General features: G+C 75.1%; 14 protein-coding genes. 2 read left to right on the top strand and 12 right to left on the bottom strand.

What is annotated here, in order from left to right; genetic code table 11:
* Window position 1 precedes the first annotated feature (1 nt).
* The 7 genes from AC3WT4_RS09755 to rimP form a co-directional block, all read right to left on the bottom strand.
* Window positions 2-1,036 (bottom strand): bifunctional riboflavin kinase/FAD synthetase, encoded by a 1,035-nt coding sequence (locus AC3WT4_RS09755; RefSeq protein ID WP_492315348.1) that lies wholly within the window; start codon window positions 1,034-1,036, stop codon window positions 2-4.
* Window positions 1,037-1,187: 151 nt separating this feature from the next.
* Entirely contained in the window at window positions 1,188-2,150 is a 963-nt protein-coding gene (gene truB / locus AC3WT4_RS09750) for a tRNA pseudouridine(55) synthase TruB (RefSeq protein ID WP_492315347.1), read from the bottom strand.
* A 22-nt stretch (window positions 2,151-2,172) separates the two neighbouring features.
* On the bottom strand, window positions 2,173-2,625 hold the full coding sequence (rbfA, locus tag AC3WT4_RS09745) for a 30S ribosome-binding factor RbfA (RefSeq protein WP_074809997.1): 453 nt from the start codon (window positions 2,623-2,625) through the stop codon (window positions 2,173-2,175).
* Between the two features lie 197 nt (window positions 2,626-2,822).
* Complete coding sequence (gene infB, locus AC3WT4_RS09740; protein ID WP_257418919.1) at window positions 2,823-5,681, bottom strand: translation initiation factor IF-2; 2,859 nt, start codon at window positions 5,679-5,681, stop codon at window positions 2,823-2,825.
* A gap of 157 nt (window positions 5,682-5,838) precedes the next feature.
* On the bottom strand, window positions 5,839-6,162 hold the full coding sequence (locus tag AC3WT4_RS09735) for a YlxR family protein (protein ID WP_257418918.1): 324 nt from the start codon (window positions 6,160-6,162) through the stop codon (window positions 5,839-5,841).
* 81 nt (window positions 6,163-6,243) lie between these two features.
* Complete coding sequence (gene nusA / locus AC3WT4_RS09730; RefSeq protein ID WP_492315346.1) at window positions 6,244-7,305, bottom strand: transcription termination factor NusA; 1,062 nt, start codon at window positions 7,303-7,305, stop codon at window positions 6,244-6,246.
* Between the two features lie 2 nt (window positions 7,306-7,307).
* Window positions 7,308-7,913, bottom strand: a complete 606-nt coding sequence (gene rimP, locus AC3WT4_RS09725; RefSeq protein WP_074809993.1) for a ribosome maturation factor RimP — start codon at window positions 7,911-7,913, stop codon at window positions 7,308-7,310.
* A gap of 148 nt (window positions 7,914-8,061) precedes the next feature.
* Between rimP and AC3WT4_RS09720 the strand changes: the two genes are divergently transcribed.
* Window positions 8,062-9,231, top strand: coding sequence for a DUF4439 domain-containing protein (locus tag AC3WT4_RS09720; RefSeq protein ID WP_492315345.1), 1,170 nt, complete (start codon window positions 8,062-8,064; stop codon window positions 9,229-9,231).
* A gap of 182 nt (window positions 9,232-9,413) precedes the next feature.
* Here AC3WT4_RS09720 and AC3WT4_RS09715 read toward each other — a convergent pair whose 3' ends face one another.
* Entirely contained in the window at window positions 9,414-11,297 is a 1,884-nt protein-coding gene (locus AC3WT4_RS09715; RefSeq protein ID WP_492315344.1) for a proline--tRNA ligase, read from the bottom strand.
* Between the two features lie 33 nt (window positions 11,298-11,330).
* On the opposite strand from AC3WT4_RS09715, the gene AC3WT4_RS09710 reads away from it, so the two are divergent.
* A complete protein-coding gene (locus AC3WT4_RS09710) occupies window positions 11,331-12,254 on the top strand; it encodes an Fpg/Nei family DNA glycosylase (protein WP_492315343.1) in 924 nt (307 codons plus the stop codon).
* Between the two features lie 39 nt (window positions 12,255-12,293).
* Here AC3WT4_RS09710 and AC3WT4_RS09705 read toward each other — a convergent pair whose 3' ends face one another.
* The 4 genes from AC3WT4_RS09705 to dxr form a co-directional block, all read right to left on the bottom strand.
* Window positions 12,294-13,259: a GNAT family N-acetyltransferase gene (locus AC3WT4_RS09705; protein ID WP_492315342.1), complete on the bottom strand. Its 966-nt coding sequence runs from the start codon at window positions 13,257-13,259 to the stop codon at window positions 12,294-12,296.
* A gap of 7 nt (window positions 13,260-13,266) precedes the next feature.
* Window positions 13,267-14,406, bottom strand: coding sequence for a flavodoxin-dependent (E)-4-hydroxy-3-methylbut-2-enyl-diphosphate synthase (ispG, locus tag AC3WT4_RS09700; protein WP_021482273.1), 1,140 nt, complete (start codon window positions 14,404-14,406; stop codon window positions 13,267-13,269).
* Window positions 14,407-14,653: 247 nt separating this feature from the next.
* Window positions 14,654-15,964, bottom strand: coding sequence for a M50 family metallopeptidase (locus tag AC3WT4_RS09695; protein ID WP_492315341.1), 1,311 nt, complete (start codon window positions 15,962-15,964; stop codon window positions 14,654-14,656).
* Window positions 15,965-16,022: 58 nt separating this feature from the next.
* On the bottom strand, window positions 16,023-17,222 hold the full coding sequence (gene dxr, locus AC3WT4_RS09690; RefSeq protein WP_492315340.1) for a 1-deoxy-D-xylulose-5-phosphate reductoisomerase: 1,200 nt from the start codon (window positions 17,220-17,222) through the stop codon (window positions 16,023-16,025).
* Between the last annotated feature and the right edge of the window lie 60 nt (window positions 17,223-17,282).

The raw sequence follows: 17,282 nt of genomic DNA, 5'->3' as shown, positions 1-17,282 counted from the left end.
GTCAGGCGCCCGGGGTCGTCGCGCCCGGCTCCCCGCCCGGGGCGGCGAGGATCTCCCGGGCGCGCGCGACGTCGTCGTGCATCTGCGCGACGAGCGGCTCGATGCCGTCGAAGCGCAGCGTCGGGCGCAGCCGCTCGACCAGCTCCAGGACCACGTCCTCGTCGTACAGGTCGAGGTCCGCGCGGTCGAGGACGTACGCCTCGACCCGGCGCTCGACGCCGTCGAACGTCGGGTTCGTCCCGATCGAGATCGCCGCCGGCAGGCGCACGTCCGCGTGGCGGGGGTCGGCGCCCGCGAGCTGCGGGCGCTCGAGCCAGCCCGCGTAGACGCCGTCGGCGGGGACCATGCCGCTGATCGACCCGAGGTTGGCCGTCGGGAAGCCGAGCTCGCGCCCCCGCGCGTCCCCGTGCACGACGGTGCCGCGCACCCGGTGGGACCGTCCGAGGATGCGGGCCGCCTCGCGCACGTCGCCCGTCGCGAGCAGCGCGCGCACGCCCGTCGACGACCAGCGCACCTGCGAGTCGCCCGGCGTCTCCTCGTCCGTCACCGGCACGCCCTGGTGCTGGCCGACGTCGTCGATCGCCACCACGTCGAAGCCGTACCGCGCGCCGAGCGCGACCATCGTCTCCATGGTGCCCGCGTTGTCGCGGCCGAAACGGACGTCGTGCCCGACCACGACCGCGCCCGCGTGCAGGCCGTCGACGAGGTAGGCGCGCACGAACTCCTCCGGCGTCTGCCGTGCGAACTCGAGCGTGTACTCGACGAGCAGGACCGCGTCCAGGCCCGTCGCGGCCAGCAGCTCGACACGGTCCGCGATGCCCGTGATGAGCTCGGGCGCGCTCTCCGGACGGTGCACGGCCGCGGGGTGCGGGTGGAACGTCACGGCCACGGCGCGCGCGTCGCGCTCGCGCGCGAGGTCGACGATGCGTCCGAGCACCTGGGCGTGCCCGCGGTGGACGCCGTCGAAGTTGCCGATCGTCACGACCGACGGGCCGAAACCCGGGGGAACCTGGCTCAGGTCCGTCCACAGGTGCACGCGAGAACTCCTCAGGTGAGCAGGAAGGCCGCGGGCGCCGCCCGGGGCGGCCACCCGTGCCGACGGGGGCGGCGGCGGACCGGACGGGGAGGCACCGGGACCGCGCTGGACAAGACTGCCACGCCCCGGGCACGACGCCGAACCGGACGCGTCAGGCGGGGGCGAGCACGAGGACCGGCCGGGCGAGGTCCTTGCCGCCGCGGCGGGTGTCCTCCACGAGCGCCACGAGCTCGCCCGCCGGGGACATCGCCGCCGTCGTGCCGGGCGTCCCGCTCGCGTCGATCCACTGCCCGTAGGACAGCGCGGTCGCCTGCTCCGCGGTCAGCTCGCGCACGGGGAACGTCGCACGGGCCGCCTGTGCGAGCGGCAGGGTCGCGAGCACGCCGTCGCGGTCCGCCTGGGCCTCGAGCTCCTCGAGCGTCGAGGCGACGTCGAGCCCGTACCCGCCCACCCGCGTGCGCCGCAGCGCCGTCAGGTGGCCGCCGACGCCGAGCGCCGACCCGAGGTCGCGCGCGAGCGCCCGCACGTACGTCCCCGAGGACACGGTCACCCGGACGTCGACGTCGAGCGCGGGCGGCGCGTGGTCGGGGACGCCCTGCTCCCCCGGCGCCACCGGCCGCACGGCGAGCACGTCGAAGCGCGAGACGACGACGGGCCGCGCCACCAGCGCGACCTCCTCGCCCGCGCGGGCGCGGGCGTAGGCGCGCTGCCCGTCGACCTTGATCGCGCTGACCGTGCTCGGCACCTGGAGGATCTCACCGGTGAGGGCCGCGACCCCCGCGTCGAGGTCGCCCCGCCCGACGACGGACGCGTCCGCCCGCGAGAGCACCTCGCCCTCCGCGTCGTCCGTCGTGGTCGCCGCGCCGAGCCGGATCGTCGCGTCGTAGTCCTTGTCGGCACCGACGACGTACGTCAGCAGCTTCGTCGCGCGCCCGACCCCGAGCACGAGCACGCCCGTGGCCATGGGGTCGAGCGTGCCCGCGTGGCCGACCTTGCGCGTGCCGGCGAGGCGTCGCCCGCGGCCGACGACGTCGTGGCTCGTCCAGCCGGCGGGCTTGTCGACGACGACGAGACCGTCGGGAGCGACGGGACGTCGCTCCCGACGGTCCGTCACGGGCGGGCGTTCGCCCACGCGGTCAGGCCCGGTCGTCGTCGGCGACGGCGTCCGCGTCCTCCGACGAGCGGTACGGGTCGGCGTCCCCGGCGAACGGCTTGCCCTCGCGCAGGGCGGCGAGCTCGGCGTCGCGCCGGCGGGCCTCGACGAGCGCGGCGTCGAGGTGCGCCGCGGTCTCGGGCACCGAGTCGAGGTGGAACTCGATCGCCGGAGTGAGGCGGATGCCGGTCTGCTTGCCGACCTCCGAGCGGATGAGGCCCTTCGCGCTCTCCAGCGCGGCGGCCGTCCCGGCCCGCTCCTCGTCCGTGCCGTAGACGGTGTAGAACACCGAGGCGTTCTGCAGGTCACCCGTGACACGGACGTCCGTCACCGTGACGAACCCGAGGCGCGGGTCCTTGATCCGGGTGTCGAGCATCTGCGCGACGATCTCCTTGATGCGGTCGGCGAGCTTCCTCGCCCGGGGGTGGTCGACCATGTCTTCTTCCTTTCGTGCCGAGCCTTCCGGCGACGGTCCCGACGACCGTACGTCGAACGGGGCCCACCGGCCGGGTGGGTGACCGCGGTGGGGTGCTGACGGGTGCGGGTGGTGACGACCGCGGGGTGACGACCGCGGGGTGACGAACGCCCGGGGGCGGCCACGGTGACCGTGACCGCCCCCGGGCGTGACGAGCGTCAGGAGCGCGGCTTCTCGCGCATCTCGAACGTCTCGATGGTGTCGCCGACCTGGAGGTCGTTGAACGAGCCCAGACCGATACCGCACTCGAAGCCCTCGCGGACCTCGGTGGCGTCGTCCTTGAACCGCTTGAGCGACTCGACCGTGAGGTTGTCCCCCACGACCTTGCCGTCGCGCAGGACGCGCGCCTTGGCGTTGCGGCGGATCTCGCCCGACCGGACGATCGAACCGGCGATGTTGCCGAACTTGGAGGAGCGGAAGATCTCGCGGATCTCCGCCGTGCCCAGCTGGGCCTCCTCGTACTCCGGCTTGAGCATGCCCTTGAGCGCGGCCTCCACGTCCTCGATCGCCTGGTAGATGATCGAGTAGAAGCGGACGTCGACGCCCTCGCGCTCGGCCAGGTCCTCGACGCGCTCGCCGTACTTCACGTTGAAGCCGATGATGATCGCGTTGTCGACCGTCGCGAGGTTGACGTCGTTCTGCGTGATCGCACCGACACCGCGGTGGATGACGCGCAGCTCGACCTCGTCGCCCACGTCGATCTTGAGCAGCGCGTCCTCGAGCGCCTCGACGGCACCGGACACGTCGCCCTTGAGGACGAGGTTGAGGGTCTCGACCTTGCCCTGCTGGAGGGCCTGCGTGAAGTCCTCGAGGCTGATGCGCTTGCGGCGCTTGGCCAGGAGGGCGGCACGCTCGGCGGCCTCGCGCTTCTCGGCGATCTGGCGGGCCGTGCGCTCGTCGGGCGCCACGAGGAACGTGTCACCCGCGCTCGGCACGGAAGCGAGACCCAGCACGAGGACCGGACGGGCGGGGCCCGCCTCGGTCACGGCGTTGCCGTGCTCGTCGAACATCGCGCGGACGCGGCCGTGGGCCGTGCCGGCGACGATCGCGTCACCGACGTGCAGCGTGCCGGACTGGACGAGGACGGTCGCGACGGCGCCGCGGCCCTTGTCCAGGTTCGCCTCGATGGCGACGCCGCGCGCGTCCTTGTCGGGGTTCGCACGCAGGTCGAGCGAGGCGTCGGCCGTGAGCAGGACGGCCTCGAGGAGGTCGTCGATGCCCATGTTCTGCTTGGCGGACACGTCGACGAACATCGTGTCGCCGCCGTACTCCTCGGCCACCAGGTTGTACTCGGTGAGCTGCTGGCGGATCTTGGCCGGGTTCGCCGACTCCTTGTCCACCTTGTTCACCGCGACCACGATCGGCACGTTCGCCGCCTGGGCGTGGTTGAGCGCCTCGATGGTCTGCGGCATCACGCCGTCGTCCGCGGCCACGACGAGGATCGCGATGTCCGTCACCTGGGCACCGCGGGCACGCATGGCGGTGAACGCCTCATGACCCGGGGTGTCGATGAAGGTGATGGCGCGGTCGACGCCCTCGTGCTCGTGGCGCACCTGGTACGCACCGATGTGCTGGGTGATGCCGCCGGCCTCGCCCGCGACGACGTCCGTCTGGCGGATGGCGTCGAGGAGCTTGGTCTTTCCGTGGTCGACGTGACCCATGACGGTGACGACCGGCGGGCGGGCGGCGAGCTCGTCGTCGCCCTCGGCCTCGAGCTCCGCGTCCAGGTCGATGTCGAACGACCCGAGCAGCTCGCGGTCCTCCTCCTCGGCCGAGACCATCTCGATGACGTAGCCGAGCTCGGACGCGAGGGCACCGAACGTGTCCTCGTCGAGCGACTGCGTCGCCGTGGCCATCTCACCGAGGTGGAACAGCACGGTGACGAGGCTCGCGGGGTTCGCGTCGATCTTGTCGGCGAAGTCGTTGAGCGACGAGCCGTGACGCAGCCGCACGACGGTCGAGCCGTTCCCGCGGGGAACCTGCACGCCGCCGAGCGACGGCGCCTGCATCTGCTCGAACTCCTGGCGCTTCGCGCGCTTCGACTTCCGCCCACGGACCGGGCGACCGCCGGCGCGCCCGAAGGCGCCCTGCGTCGAGCCACGACCGGCGCCACCGCGGCCGCCGCCACCGGGACGGCCGGCGAACCCGCCGCCACCGCCGGGAGCGCCGCCACCACCGGGACGACCGCCGAAGCCGCCGCCACGACCGCCGCCACCGCCACCGGGACGACCACCGGGAGCAGGACGCTCACCGGGACGGCCGATCGAGGTGCGGCCGGGCATCATGCCCGGGTTGGGGCGCGGGCCGCCAGGACGCGGCGCGGGACGCGGGCCGCCCGGGCGAGGACCGCCGGAGCGCTCGCCGGACGCCGCCGCCGCACCCTCGGTGCGCTCGGGGCGCGACCCGGGCCGGGGCATGCCCTGGCTCGGGGCGAACGGGTTGTTGCCCGGGCGCGGTGCGCCCGGACGCGGGCCACCCTGCCGGGGCATGCCCTGGCTGGTCGCGAACGGGTTGTTCCCCGGACGCGGTGCACCGGGACGTCCGCCCGAGCCCCCGGGACGCGGGGCGGGCGCGTTCGTGCCGCCGCCCGGCTTGGGCGAGGCGGTGGGCTTCTGCGCGGGCGCGGGCGTCGGACGCTGCGCCGCGGGAGCCTGGGGTGCCGGGGCCTTCGGGGCCGGGGCCGCGGGCGCGGCGGGTGCCGGAGCCTTCGGGGCCGGTGCGGACGGCTCGGCGGGGGCCGCGGCCTGCGGGGCCTGCGGAGCCGGCGCGGCCGGCTCGGCCTTGACCTCCGGCTTCGGGGCCGGCTTCGGTGCGGCCGGACGCGCGGCGGGTGCCGCGGGCTTGCTCGCGCCGCCGCCCCCGGCGGGGAAGGCGTCGCGCAGCTTGCGGACCACCGGTGGCTCGATGGTCGAGGATGCCGAGCGGACGAACTCACCGAGCTCCGTCAGCTTGGTCATGATGGTCTTGCTTTCCACCCCGAGCTCCTTCGCGAGCTCGTAGACGCGGACCTTTGCCACAACTCTCCTGTCTCGGCCCGCCCCGGACAGGGAGGACCGTCGTTAGTGCTGGGTGCTCATCGCTGGGTACTCATCGGGTGCCCATCGGCTTCTAACCCGCTTCCTTGTCGACGTGTCGTGCTGGCGGCCCCGTACGGACGGGGTCGTGACGCATGGCTCAGAGGTGCTCTCCCGGACGGGCCTCGATCGCGGCGCGGACCGCGGCGAGGTCGAGGGGCCCGGCGACACGCAGGGCCCGCGGGACGGCCCGCCGGCGTTCCGCCGTCTCGAGGCACCGGGCCGACGCGTGGAGCCACGCACCGCGACCCGGCAGCGACCGCCCGGCGTCCACCACGAGCCGTGGCTCGTCGGTGCCCACGCCGGACCGGTCGAGGACCAGACGGAGAAGAGCTGACCGCAGGTCGCGCTGCCTGCACCCGACGCACGTGCGGACCGGACCCGATCCCGTGGGAACGGGGCGGGTCGTGGAGTCCGGGGGCATGGTCGAGGTGCGGGCTCGCGGCCCGGTCGATGACAGTCTACCGCGCCGGTCCGTCATCCGTGACCGTCCCACGCCTCGCGGCTACCGGTCGGCAGCGCGGGGACCTGCGGGAGCAGCACCATCGGGCCCCTCGGCCGCGGCTCCGCCCTCGTCCGAGCGGATGTCGATGCGCCACCCCGTGAGCTTCGCGGCCAGGCGGGCGTTCTGCCCCTCCTTGCCGATCGCGAGGGAGAGCTGGAAGTCCGGGACGACGACGCGCGCGGCGCGTGCCACCTCGTCGACCACCGTGACCGACGACACACGCGCCGGGGACAGCGCGTTGGCCACGAACTGGGCCGGGTCGTCGCTGTGGTCCACGATGTCGATCTTCTCGCCGTGGAGCTCCGCCATGACCGCGCGCACGCGCGAGCCCATGGGCCCGATGCACGCGCCCTTCGCGCCGAGCCCCGGGACGCGCGAGCGGACGGCGACCTTGGTGCGGTGCCCCGCCTCGCGCGCGATGGCCGTGATCTCCACGGAGCCGTCGGCCACCTCCGGGACCTCGAGCTCGAAGAGCTTGCGGACCAGGTTGGGGTGCGTGCGGCTCAACGTGATCTGCGCGCCCTTCATTCCCCGGGCGACCTCGAGCACGTAGGCGCGCAGACGCTCGCCGTGCACGTACTCCTCCGTGGGCACCTGCTCGTGCGGCGGGAGCACGGCCTCCGCGCCGCCCACGTCCACGAGCACGACGCGCGGGTCGCGGCCCTGCTGGATGACGCCCGCGAGGACCTCGCCCTCCTTGCCGCGGAACGTGCCGAGGATCTGGTCGTCCTCCGCGTCGCGCAGGCGCTGGACGATGACCTGGCGTGCGGTCGAGGTCGCGATGCGGCCGAAGTCGGCGGGCGTGTGGTCGAACTCGGGACCGTACTCGACGGGGCCGCGCGGAGCGTCCTCGTCGTCGGTCTCGGGAGCGGGCAGCTCCTCGCGCGCCCACACCGTCACGTGGCCCGACTTGCGGTCGAGCTCGACGCGCGCGCGGGTGTACGCGTCGGGGGTGCGGTGGTACGCCGAGAGCAGGGCCTGCTCGATCGCCGCGACGAGCACGTCGAGGCTGATGTCCCGCTCGCGCTCCAGCAGGCGCAGCGCGCTCATGTCCACGTCCATCGTCAGGCCTCCTCGTCGTGGTCGGTCGTCTCGTCGGCGGCGCCGTCGAGCTCGGGCAGGTCCGCCTCGAGGGCGCGCTTGAGCTCGACCTGCACCTCGCCGCGCACGACGTCGGCGAGCGGCACCACACGCTCCGTCACCGCGCCGCGGGCGCCGGGGACGTCGAGGACCAGCTCGTTCTCGATCGCCGAGCCGGAGCGGAGCCGGCCCTCGAGCGTGCCGCCGTCGGCCAGGACGAGCCGCACGAGGCGGCCGCGGGCGCGCCGGAAGTGGCGCGGCTCGGTGAGCGGACGGTCGGTGCCGGGCGTGGAGACCTCGAGCGTGTACGCGCCGTGGAGCGGGTCCACCGTGTCCAGCGCCGCGGAGATCGGGCGCGTGGCCTCGGCCACCGCGTCCAGGTCGAGGTTGCCCTCGACGTCGTCGGGGAGGTCCAGCACGACGCGCACCACCGAACGGGCACCCGCGCGCGACACCGTGACGTCCTCGAGGTGGAGCCCGGCGTCGCGGACCGCGGGCTCGACCGCCTCGCGGACGCTCTCCCGGAGCGCGTGCGCCGCCGCGTCGCCTCCGGACCCTCTGCCGGACTGACCGCCCGCCTGCCCTGCCATGACTCAGCTCCTGTCCGTGTCCCACGCCGGGTACGCCAGACGACCGGTGTGTTGTTGTCTCGGGTGCTCCGACCCCCGGCTCGCGGGACGTCGGAACGGGGACCAGCCTAACGACTCGCGAGCCCCGGACGTGACATCATCGCCCCCGATGACTCCCCACGCGACCGCGGCCGACGCCGCCCCCCGAGCCCGGCGGACCCGTCCCGCGGCCCGTGCCGGCCGTCTGCTCGCGGCCGTGACGGTGCTCGCGACGGGCGTCCTGGCGGCCGGGTGCGGCGTCCGGCTGGACACGCCGCCGCCCACGGAGCCCTCCCCCGACACGGTCGAGGTGCTCCGTTCCGGGGCCGTCGACGACGCGCTCGCGGTCGCCGCGCTGGTGGCGGACGTCACGCCCCGGGTGACCGACCCGGCCGCGCTCGCCGTGCTGGGCGAGGCCGCCGCGTTCGCCGAGCAGCACGTCGACGCGCTCGGCGGCGTCTACGACTCGGGCCTGGAGCACCCCGCGGAGCCCGAGAGCGGCGCCGGGTCCGGCACCACCGAGACCGGCACCCCGGGGGCAGGCACCACCACGCCCGGCACGGACGGGACGGCGTCTGACCCGGGCACCGCAGGAACCGGCACCGACGCGGCGGGCACCGACGCGGCGGGCACCGACGCGGCGGGCACCGACGCGGCGGGCGCGCCCGCTCCTGGCACCGCGACGACGGACGACGTCGTCACCGCGCTCGTGGGCGCGGCCGAGCGCACGGGCGCGGCGGCCGACGCCTCGCCGGACGCCCGGCTCGCGCGGCTCCTCGCGTCGGTCGCCGCCTCGGAGCACGTCTCGGCGCAGCGGCTCGCCGCGGCCACGGGCTCGACGGCCGCGGCAGGGCTCGCCGAGCCGCCGCCCGTCGACGAGGCGCCCGGCGGGGTCGGCGCCGCCGACCTCGCGACGCTCGTCGAGTCGGAGGACGCCGCCGGGTACGGCTACGAGGTGCGCGCCGCGCAGTCGGAGGGCGACGTGCGCACCGCCGCGGTCGCGCGCGCCGCCCAGCACCGCGCCCGCGCGCAGGGCTGGGCCCTCGCCGCCGGCACCGACGGGACGCCGCAGGACCCGCGTCGCGTCGCCTACGCGCTGCCCGACGACACGGACGCGGCAGCCCTCGCGCGCCAGGTCGAGTCGGGGCTCGCGCGCACGTACGCGAGCCTCGTCGCCGCGGCGGCCCCGACGTCCCGGGCCGAGGCCGTCGCGCTGCTCGCGGACGCGTGGGCGGCCGCCGTCGCGTGGGGCGAGGCGCCCGTGGCGTTCCCGGGCCTGCCGGAGCAGACGGCGGGCTGAGCGCGCACGCCGGGCGCACCGGCCCAGACGCCGCACCTGCCCGACGCACCGCCCCGCCCACGACCTCCGCACGGCTCCGGCGCGCAGCGCGCCGCTTCGGCACACCGCGCCCGCGAGCTGCCGTGGGCACAGCAGGACGCCCCGGCCCGGGAGACCGGACCGGGGCGCTGCGGCGCGATGGATCAGCCGAGAAGCTCGGCGACCCGGTCGGCGACGTGCTCGACGGCGTCCGCGACCGCGACCTGCGCCGCCTCGCCCGCGCGCGGGCGGACCTCGACGACGCCGTCGGCCAGGCCGCGGCCCACGACGAGCAGCAGCGGCACGCCGAGGAGCTCGGCGTCCTTGAACTTCACGCCGGGCGAGACCTTGGGCCGGTCGTCGTAGATCACCTCGACGCCGCGGCCGGCGAGCTCGGTCGCGAGGCGCTCGGCCTCCTCGAACACGCTCGCGTCCTTGCCCGTGGCGACGACGTGCACGTGCGCGGGCGCGACGTGGGCGGGCCACGCGAGCCCGGCGTCGTCGTGGTTCGCCTCCGCGAGCGCCGCGAGGACGCGGGTGACGCCGATGCCGTAGGAGCCCATCGTCACGACGACCTGCTTGCCGTTCTCGTCGAGCACCGTGAGCCCGAGGGCCTGGGCGTACTTGCGGCCGAGCGCGAAGATGTGGCCGATCTCGATGCCGCGCGCGAGCTCGAGCGGGCCCGAGCCGTCGGGCGCGAGGTCGCCCGCGCGCACCTCCGCGGCCTCGACCGTGCCGTCGGCGGCGAAGTCGCGCTCGGCGACGAGGTCGAACACGTGGCGGCCGGGCGCGTTCGCGCCGGTGATCCAGCGCGTGCCCGCGACGACGCGCGGGTCCAGGAGGTACCGCACCGAGTGCCGCTCGGGGGTCTCCCCCGCCGACGCGTCGGACGCGTCGCCGTCCGCGGGCGCCTCGCGGGGGGCGTTCGGGCCGAGCACCTGCGGGCCGATGTAGCCCTTGACGAGCTCGGGGTGGGCGGCGAAGTCCGCGTCGGTGGCCGGCTCGACCTCGGCGGGCTCGAACGCGGCGCCGACGCGCTTGAGGTCGACCTCGCGGTCGCCCGGCAGCCCGACGACGACGACCTCGCGGCGGCCGTCCGGGTGCGTGAGCGCGAGCACGACGTTCTTCAGCGTGTCGGCCGCCGTCCATGCGCGGTCCGCGCGGGGGTAGCGGGCGTTCGCGAGCTCGACGAGCGAGGCGATGGTCGGGGTGTCAGGCGTGTCCTCGACGTGCGCGGCCGGGGCGTCGGCGTAGTCGACCGCCTCGGGCACCGGCGTGACGACGGCCTCGACGTTCGCGGCGTACCCCCCGGGCGAGCGCACGAACGTGTCCTCGCCGATCGCGGTCGGGGTGAGGAACTCCTCGGAGCGCGAGCCCCCCATGGCGCCGGACGTCGCCGCGACGATGACGTACTCGAGCCCGAGCCGGTCGAAGATGCGCCGGTAGGCCGCGCGCTGCGCCTCGTACGAGCGCTCGAGGCCCTCGTCCGTCGTGTCGAACGAGTACGCGTCCTTCATGACGAACTCGCGGCCGCGGATGAGGCCCGCGCGGGGGCGCGCCTCGTCGCGGTACTTCGTCTGGATCTGGTAGATCGTCAGCGGCAGGTCCTTGTACGACGAGTACAGGTCCTTGACGAGGAGCGTGAACATCTCCTCGTGGGTGGGCGCGAGGAGGTAGTCGCCGTCCTTGCGGTCCTTGAGGCGGAAGATGTTCGGCCCGTACTCCGTCCAGCGGCCCGTCGCCTCGTACGGCTCCTTGGGCAGCAGCGCCGGGAAGTGCACCTCCTGCGCGCCCGCGGCCGCCATCTCCTCGCGGACCACGTCCTCGACCTTGCGCAGCACGCGCAGGCCGAGCGGGAGCCAGGTGTAGATGCCGGGGGCGGCGCGACGGATGTAGCCCGCGCGCACGAGGAGCCGGTGGCTCGCGACCTCGGCGTCGGCCGGGTCCTCGCGCAGCGTCCGGACGAACAGGGTGGACAGGCGCAGGAGGTCGGCGCCCCGGACGCGGGTGGAGGCCGCGGCGGGCGCGCCGGACGTGACGGAAGACATGCGCCCCACCCTACCGGCGGGGAGGATGTCCCCATGCCCGAGCTGCCCGAGGTCGAGGCCCTCGTCCGGTTCCTCGACGACCGCGCGACCGGCCGCACCGTCGTGGCCGCGGACGTCGCGCAGATCGCCGCGCTCAAGACGTTCGACCCGCCCGTCACGGCGCTCGTGGGCCGGGTCGTCACGGGCGCCCGCCGGCACGGCAAGTGGCTCGACCTCGTGCTCGCCGAGGCCGGCGACGGCACCGGTGCGCCCGGGCCCGACGCCGAGGTCCACCTCGTGTTCCACCTCGCCCGGGGCGGGTGGCTGCGCTGGTCCGAGAAGGCGCCGACGACGCCCGTCCGCCCGCGTCTCGGCGGCAGCGGCGGCGGGAAGGCCGCGGTGCTCGCGCTGCGCGTGCGGTTCGACGACGGCTCCGGGTTCGACCTCACGGAGGCCGGGACGCGCAAGCGGCTCGCGGTGCACGTCGTGCGGCACCCGGAGGAGATCCGGGCGATCGAGACCCTGGGCGTCGAACCGCTCGACCCGGCCTTCACCCCCGCGGCGCTGGGCGAGCTCATGGCGGCGCGCAACCAGCAGGTCAAGGGGCTGCTGCGCGACCAGTCGTCGATCGCGGGGATCGGGAACGCCTACTCCGACGACATCCTGCACGCGGCGCGCACGAGCCCGTTCAAGCTCACGCGCTCGTTCACGCCCGACGAGGTCGCCCGCGTGCACGCCGCCGTGGGCGAGGTGCTCGCGGAGGCCGTGGCGGCGGCGTCGGGCAAGCCGGCCGCCGAGCTCAAGGACGCCAAGCGCGCGGGGATGCGCGTGCACGGGCGCACGGGTCTGCCCTGCCCCGTGTGCGGCGACACCGTGCGCGAGGTGAGCTTCGCCGACCGCAGCCTCCAGTACTGCCCGACGTGCCAGACCGGGGGTCAGATCCTCGCCGACCGGCGGATGTCGCGCCTGCTCAAGTGAGCGACCGGGGGCAGGCCGCGCGGCCCGGGGCGGGCGCCGTCAGAACAGCACGGTCGCGTAGGTGCCGACCCGCTCGAACCCGACCCGGCGGTACGTCGCGAGCGCGGGCGCGTTGTAGTCGTTGACGTACAGCGACACCACGGGAGGTGCCGCACCGCGCGCCGCGTCCGCGGGCCCGAGCTCGCGCGCGAGGCGCACCACGGCGGCCATCCCCGGGGCGGCGAGACCCTGCCCGCGGTACCGCGGGTCGACCCACACGCCCTGCACCTGCGCCACGTGCGGCGCGACCGCGCCGAGCTCCGCCTTGAAGACGACGTGCGGGGAGCGGCCGGGCTCCGCGGCCATGCGGACGAAGGACCGGCCCGCGAGCACGAGCGAGCGGACGCGCTCCTCGTACGCGCGGCCCCCGCCCTCGACCGGCGAGTAGCCGACCTCCTCGGTGAACATCCGCACGCACGCAGGGAGCACGACGGGGACCTCCGCCGGGACGGAGCGGCGCACGTGCGGGTCGGGCTCGACGTCCGGGTCGCGGTCGATCGCGAGCGACGGCTGGTTCGCCCGGATCTCGCGCGGCGCCGGCCAGTGCGGGGCGAGCAGCTCCCACAGCGCCAGCGCGGCGTCGCGCTCGCCCACGACCGACGACGACCGTCGCCCGGCGTGCCGCGCGAGCCCGGCGAACGCGGCGACCGCCGTGCGGGCCCGGTCGGGGTCGAGCGACGCCGGCACGACCGGCACGAGGTTCGCCCCGGCCCAGCACACCGCCTCGAGCGGGCCGACGGCGGGGAAGCCCCACGCCTGGCCGCCCGCGGCGTGCAGGCCGGCGTGCTGGGCGACGGCGAGCCGTGCCGCGGCGAGCGTCGAGGCGACCGGGTCGCCCGCGCACACCGCGAGCGCCTCGGGGACGTCCGCGTCGGCGAGCACGCGGGCCCGCTCGGTCGCGTCGTCGCCCGACCCGGCGCGCGCCCGTGGCCGCAGTGCCGGGACGGACGGGCGCCAGCGGCTCACGAGGGGGTCAGCCGACCGTGACGACCGGCGGGCCGGCCTGCGCGTCGTTCTCCGGCGTCATGGTCTCCGCGATGCGCAGCGCCTCCTCGATGAGGGTCTCGACGATGAGCGACTCGGGGACCGTCTTGACGACCTCGCCCTTGACGAAGATCTGCCCCTTGCCGTTGCCCGACGCGACGCCGAGGTCCGCCTCGCGCGCCTCGCCCGGGCCGTTGACGACGCAGCCCATGACGGCGACGCGCAGGGGCACCTCCATGCCCTCGAGCCCGGCCGTGACCTTCTCCGCGAGCGTGTACACGTCCACCTGGGCGCGGCCGCACGACGGGCAGGAGACGATCTCGAGCTTGCGGGGGCGCAGGTTGAGCGCCTGGAGGATCTGGTTGCCGACCTTGACCTCCTCGACCGGGGGCGCGGAGAGCGAGACGCGGATCGTGTCGCCGATGCCCTTGCTCAGCAGCGCGCCGAACGCCGTGGCCGACTTGATCGTGCCCTGGAACGCCGGTCCGGCCTCGGTCACGCCGAGGTGCAGCGGCCAGTCCCCCGCCTCCGCGAGCAGCTCGTACGCCCGCACCATGACGACCGGGTCGTTGTGCTTCACCGAGATCTTGAAGTCGTGGAAGCCGTGCTCCTCGAACAGCGACGCCTCCCACACGGCCGACTCGACCAGGGCCTCGGGCGTCGCCTTGCCGTACTTCGCGAGCAGGCGCGGGTCGAGGGACCCGGCGTTCACGCCGATGCGCAGCGACACGCCCGCGTCGGACGCCGCCTTCGCGATCTCCTTGACCTGGTCGTCGAACTTGCGGATGTTGCCCGGGTTCACGCGCACCGCGGCGCAGCCCGCGTCGATCGCGGCGAACACGTACTTGGGCTGGAAGTGGATGTCCGCGATCACCGGGATCTGCGACTTCTTCGCGATCGCCGGCAGCGCGAGCGCGTCGTCGGCGCTCGGCACCGCGACGCGCACGATGTCGCAGCCCGACGCCGTGAGCTCCGCGATCTGCTGGAGGGTGGCGTTGATGTCCGTCGTCGGCGTCGTCGTCATGGACTGGACGCTGATCGGCGCGTCGCCGCCGACGTCCACCTTGCCGACCTTGATCTTGCGGCTCTTGCGGCGCGGCGCGAGGACCGGCGGCGGCGCGGCAGGCATTCCGAGACTGATGGGTACGCTCACGCCCCTAGTATCCCCCGGCGAGCGTCGAACGGGGCACCGCCGGCTGTCCGAGACGTCACCTTCCCGCGCGGTCCCGCACATCTTCGCGGCACCTCCACGCACGCCTCCCGCCGAGGTAGGGCCTCCGGTCGCGAGGTAGACGTCGTCGGTTGCTACCTCGCGACCGAACGCTCTACCTCGCGCGCGGCCCGGGGCGGGACCGCGGTCGCGACGCCGCTCACGGCTACGTGAGGCGGACGGGGTCGATGATGTCGGCGAGGATCAGCAGCGCGCCGACGCCGACGAGGACCACGAACATCACGTACGCGACCGGCATCATCCGCGCCAGGTCGGCCGGCCCCGGGCGCGGGCGGCCGCGGACGCGCGCGACGGTGCGCTTGGCGCCCTCGTACAGCGCGTTGACCACGTGCCCGCCGTCGAGCGGCAGGAGCGGGATGAGGTTGAAGACGAACAGCGCGACGTTGAGCGCGGCGAGCAGCAGCAGCATCGTGACGACGCGGTCGAGCACCGGGCTCTCCGCGCCCGCGACGTCCACCGCGACGCGGCCGACCCCGACGACGCTCATCACGGAGTCCTGCCCGCGGGGCGCGTCGGTGAACGCGGCCTGGGCGGCCTCGTAGACCTTGACCGGCAGGGTGACGATGATGCCCGCCGTGCCGCTCACCTGCTGCCACGTGGCCTCCGCGGCCACGCCGATCCCGGCGGGCGCGCGCTCGACGGTCGGCGCGAACCCGACGAATCCGGCGGGCTTCGTGACCGGCTCGCCGTCGTCGTCGACGACGGGCGTCCCGTCCTCGGCCACGACCTGGCGCTCCACGTCGACGGGCGTGATGGTGAGGTCGACCTGCTCGCCGTCGCGCTCGACGACGACGGGCGTCGCCTGCCCGGCGGCGCCGCGGATCATGCCGGAGAGCTGGTCCCACGAGGTGACGTCCTCGCCGTCGAACGCCACGATCGTGTCGCCCGGCTGGAGCCCCGCGGCGGCGGCCGGCGAGGGGTCGGCGCCGGCGGCGCACTCCTGCTCCTCGTCCGTCACGGCGGACGGGACGCACGCGTTCACCGAGCCGACCGTGGTCGTGATCGCGGGCAGGCCGATGCCGACGCACACGATCGCCATGAGGACGAACGCGATGAGGAGGTTCATGAAGGGGCCGCCGAGCATGACGACGACCTTCTTGGGTGCGGAGAGGTTGTAGAACGCGCGGTGCTCCTCGCCCGGCCGGATCTCCTCCGTGCTGGCGTCCCGCGCGTCGGCCACGACCTGGGAGAAGAACCCGCCGCCGCGGGGACGCGCCCCCGCGGGCGCGGGCGGATACATGCCCACGAGGCGCACGTAGCCGCCGAGCGGGATCGCCTTGAGCCCGTACTCGGTCTCGCCCTTGGTCCGCGACCACAGTGTCGGGCCGAACCCGACCATGTACTGGCTCACGCGGACGCCGAACTTCTTCGCGGGCACCATGTGGCCGACCTCGTGCAGCGCGATCGAGACGACGATCCCGACCACGATCACCAGGATGCCGATCAGCGTGGCCATCGTTCCCTCTGCTCCCTCTCGACGTCCCGGGCGGCCCTCCCGCCCCGACGGTTGCTCGTCACCGGCGGTCCAGCACCTCGTGCGCGCGCGTGCGCGCCCACGCCTCGGCGTCCGCCACGTGCTCCAACGTCAGCGCGTGCGCGGGGGTTCCGTCGTGCGCCGCGAGCACGCGCTCGACCGTCGCCACGATGTCACCGAAACCTGCGCGTCCGCTGAGGAACGCCGCGACGGCCTCCTCGTTGGCCGCGTTGTACACCGCGGGGTGCGTGGCGCTCGCCGCCACGGCCGCACGCGCGAGGTTCACCGCGGGGAACGCCGTGTCGTCGAGCGGCTCGAACGTCCACGACGTCGCGGCGGACCAGTCGCACGGCGGGGTCACCGGGTCGAGCCGCTCGGGCCACGAGAGCCCGAGCGCGATGGGCAGGCGCATGTCGGGCGGCGACGCCTGCCCGATCGTCGAGCCGTCGACGAACTCGACCATCGAGTGCACGACGGACTGCGGGTGCACGACGACCGTGATGTCGTCGGCCGGGACGTCGAAGAGCAGGTGCGCCTCGATGAGCTCGAGGCCCTTGTTCATGAGGCTCGCGGAGTTCACCGTGACGACCGGACCCATGGCCCAGGTCGGGTGCGCGAGCGCCTGGTCGACGGTCGCTGCCTTGACCGCGTCGGCCTCCCAGCCGCGGAACGGGCCGCCCGAGGCCGTGAGGATCAGCCGGCGCACCTCCGGTCGCGTCCCCGACCGCAGGCACTGGGCGATGGCCGAGTGCTCGGAGTCCACCGGGACGATCTGGTCCGGGCGCTGCTGGGCCGCGCGGACGAGCGCTCCTCCGGCGACGAGCGACTCCTTGTTCGCGAGCGCGAGCGTCGACCCGGCCTGCAGCGCGGCGAGCGTCGGGCCGAGTCCCACCGACCCCGTGACCCCGTTGAGGACGACGTCGCTCCCCCGCCCCGCGAGCTCGGCGGCGGCGTCGGGCCCGGCGAGCACCTCGGGGGCGTCCCCGCGGCCGGCATAGGTCGCCGTGAGCGCCTCGCCGAGGGCCTTCGCGCGGGTCGCGTCCGCCACCCCGACCGTGCGCACGCCCAGGTCGGCCGCCTGGCGCGCCAGCAGGTCCACGTCGCCGCCGCCCGCCGAGAGCGCCTCGACCCGGAACCGGTCGGGGTGGGCCCGGACGACGTCGATCGCCTGCGTGCCGATCGACCCGGTCGAGCCGAGGATCGTCACGGTGCGGGGGGTGCGTGCGGGACTGTCGGGCATGGCTCCCATCCTTCCAGGCCGCCGGCGGTGCGCGGGCACCTCGCCGGTCGCGGCCTCAGG

It is taken from the genome of Cellulosimicrobium sp. EB106-03-01-XG111 (assembly GCF_058792115.1).
The sequence above is the reverse complement of the archived record's forward strand: the minus strand, read 5'-3'. Positions and strand labels throughout refer to the sequence as shown.

Bases quoted from the DNA above. Each gene is read 5' to 3' on its own strand.
- rbfA (WP_074809997.1), bottom strand. From the start codon at position 2,625: ATGGTCGACCACCCCCGGGCGAGGAAGCTCGCCGACCGCATCAAGGAG.
- AC3WT4_RS09735 (WP_257418918.1), bottom strand. From the start codon at position 6,162: ATGCCCCCGGACTCCACGACCCGCCCCGTTCCCACGGGATCGGGTCCG.
- nusA (WP_492315346.1), bottom strand. From the start codon at position 7,305: ATGGACGTGGACATGAGCGCGCTGCGCCTGCTGGAGCGCGAGCGGGAC.
- rimP (WP_074809993.1), bottom strand. From the start codon at position 7,913: ATGGCAGGGCAGGCGGGCGGTCAGTCCGGCAGAGGGTCCGGAGGCGAC.
- AC3WT4_RS09720 (WP_492315345.1), top strand. From the start codon at position 8,062: ATGACTCCCCACGCGACCGCGGCCGACGCCGCCCCCCGAGCCCGGCGG.
- AC3WT4_RS09715 (WP_492315344.1), bottom strand. From the start codon at position 11,297: ATGTCTTCCGTCACGTCCGGCGCGCCCGCCGCGGCCTCCACCCGCGTC.
- AC3WT4_RS09710 (WP_492315343.1), top strand. From the start codon at position 11,331: ATGCCCGAGCTGCCCGAGGTCGAGGCCCTCGTCCGGTTCCTCGACGAC.
- ispG (WP_021482273.1), bottom strand. From the start codon at position 14,406: ATGCCTGCCGCGCCGCCGCCGGTCCTCGCGCCGCGCCGCAAGAGCCGC.
- AC3WT4_RS09695 (WP_492315341.1), bottom strand. From the start codon at position 15,964: ATGGCCACGCTGATCGGCATCCTGGTGATCGTGGTCGGGATCGTCGTC.
- dxr (WP_492315340.1), bottom strand. From the start codon at position 17,222: ATGCCCGACAGTCCCGCACGCACCCCCCGCACCGTGACGATCCTCGGC.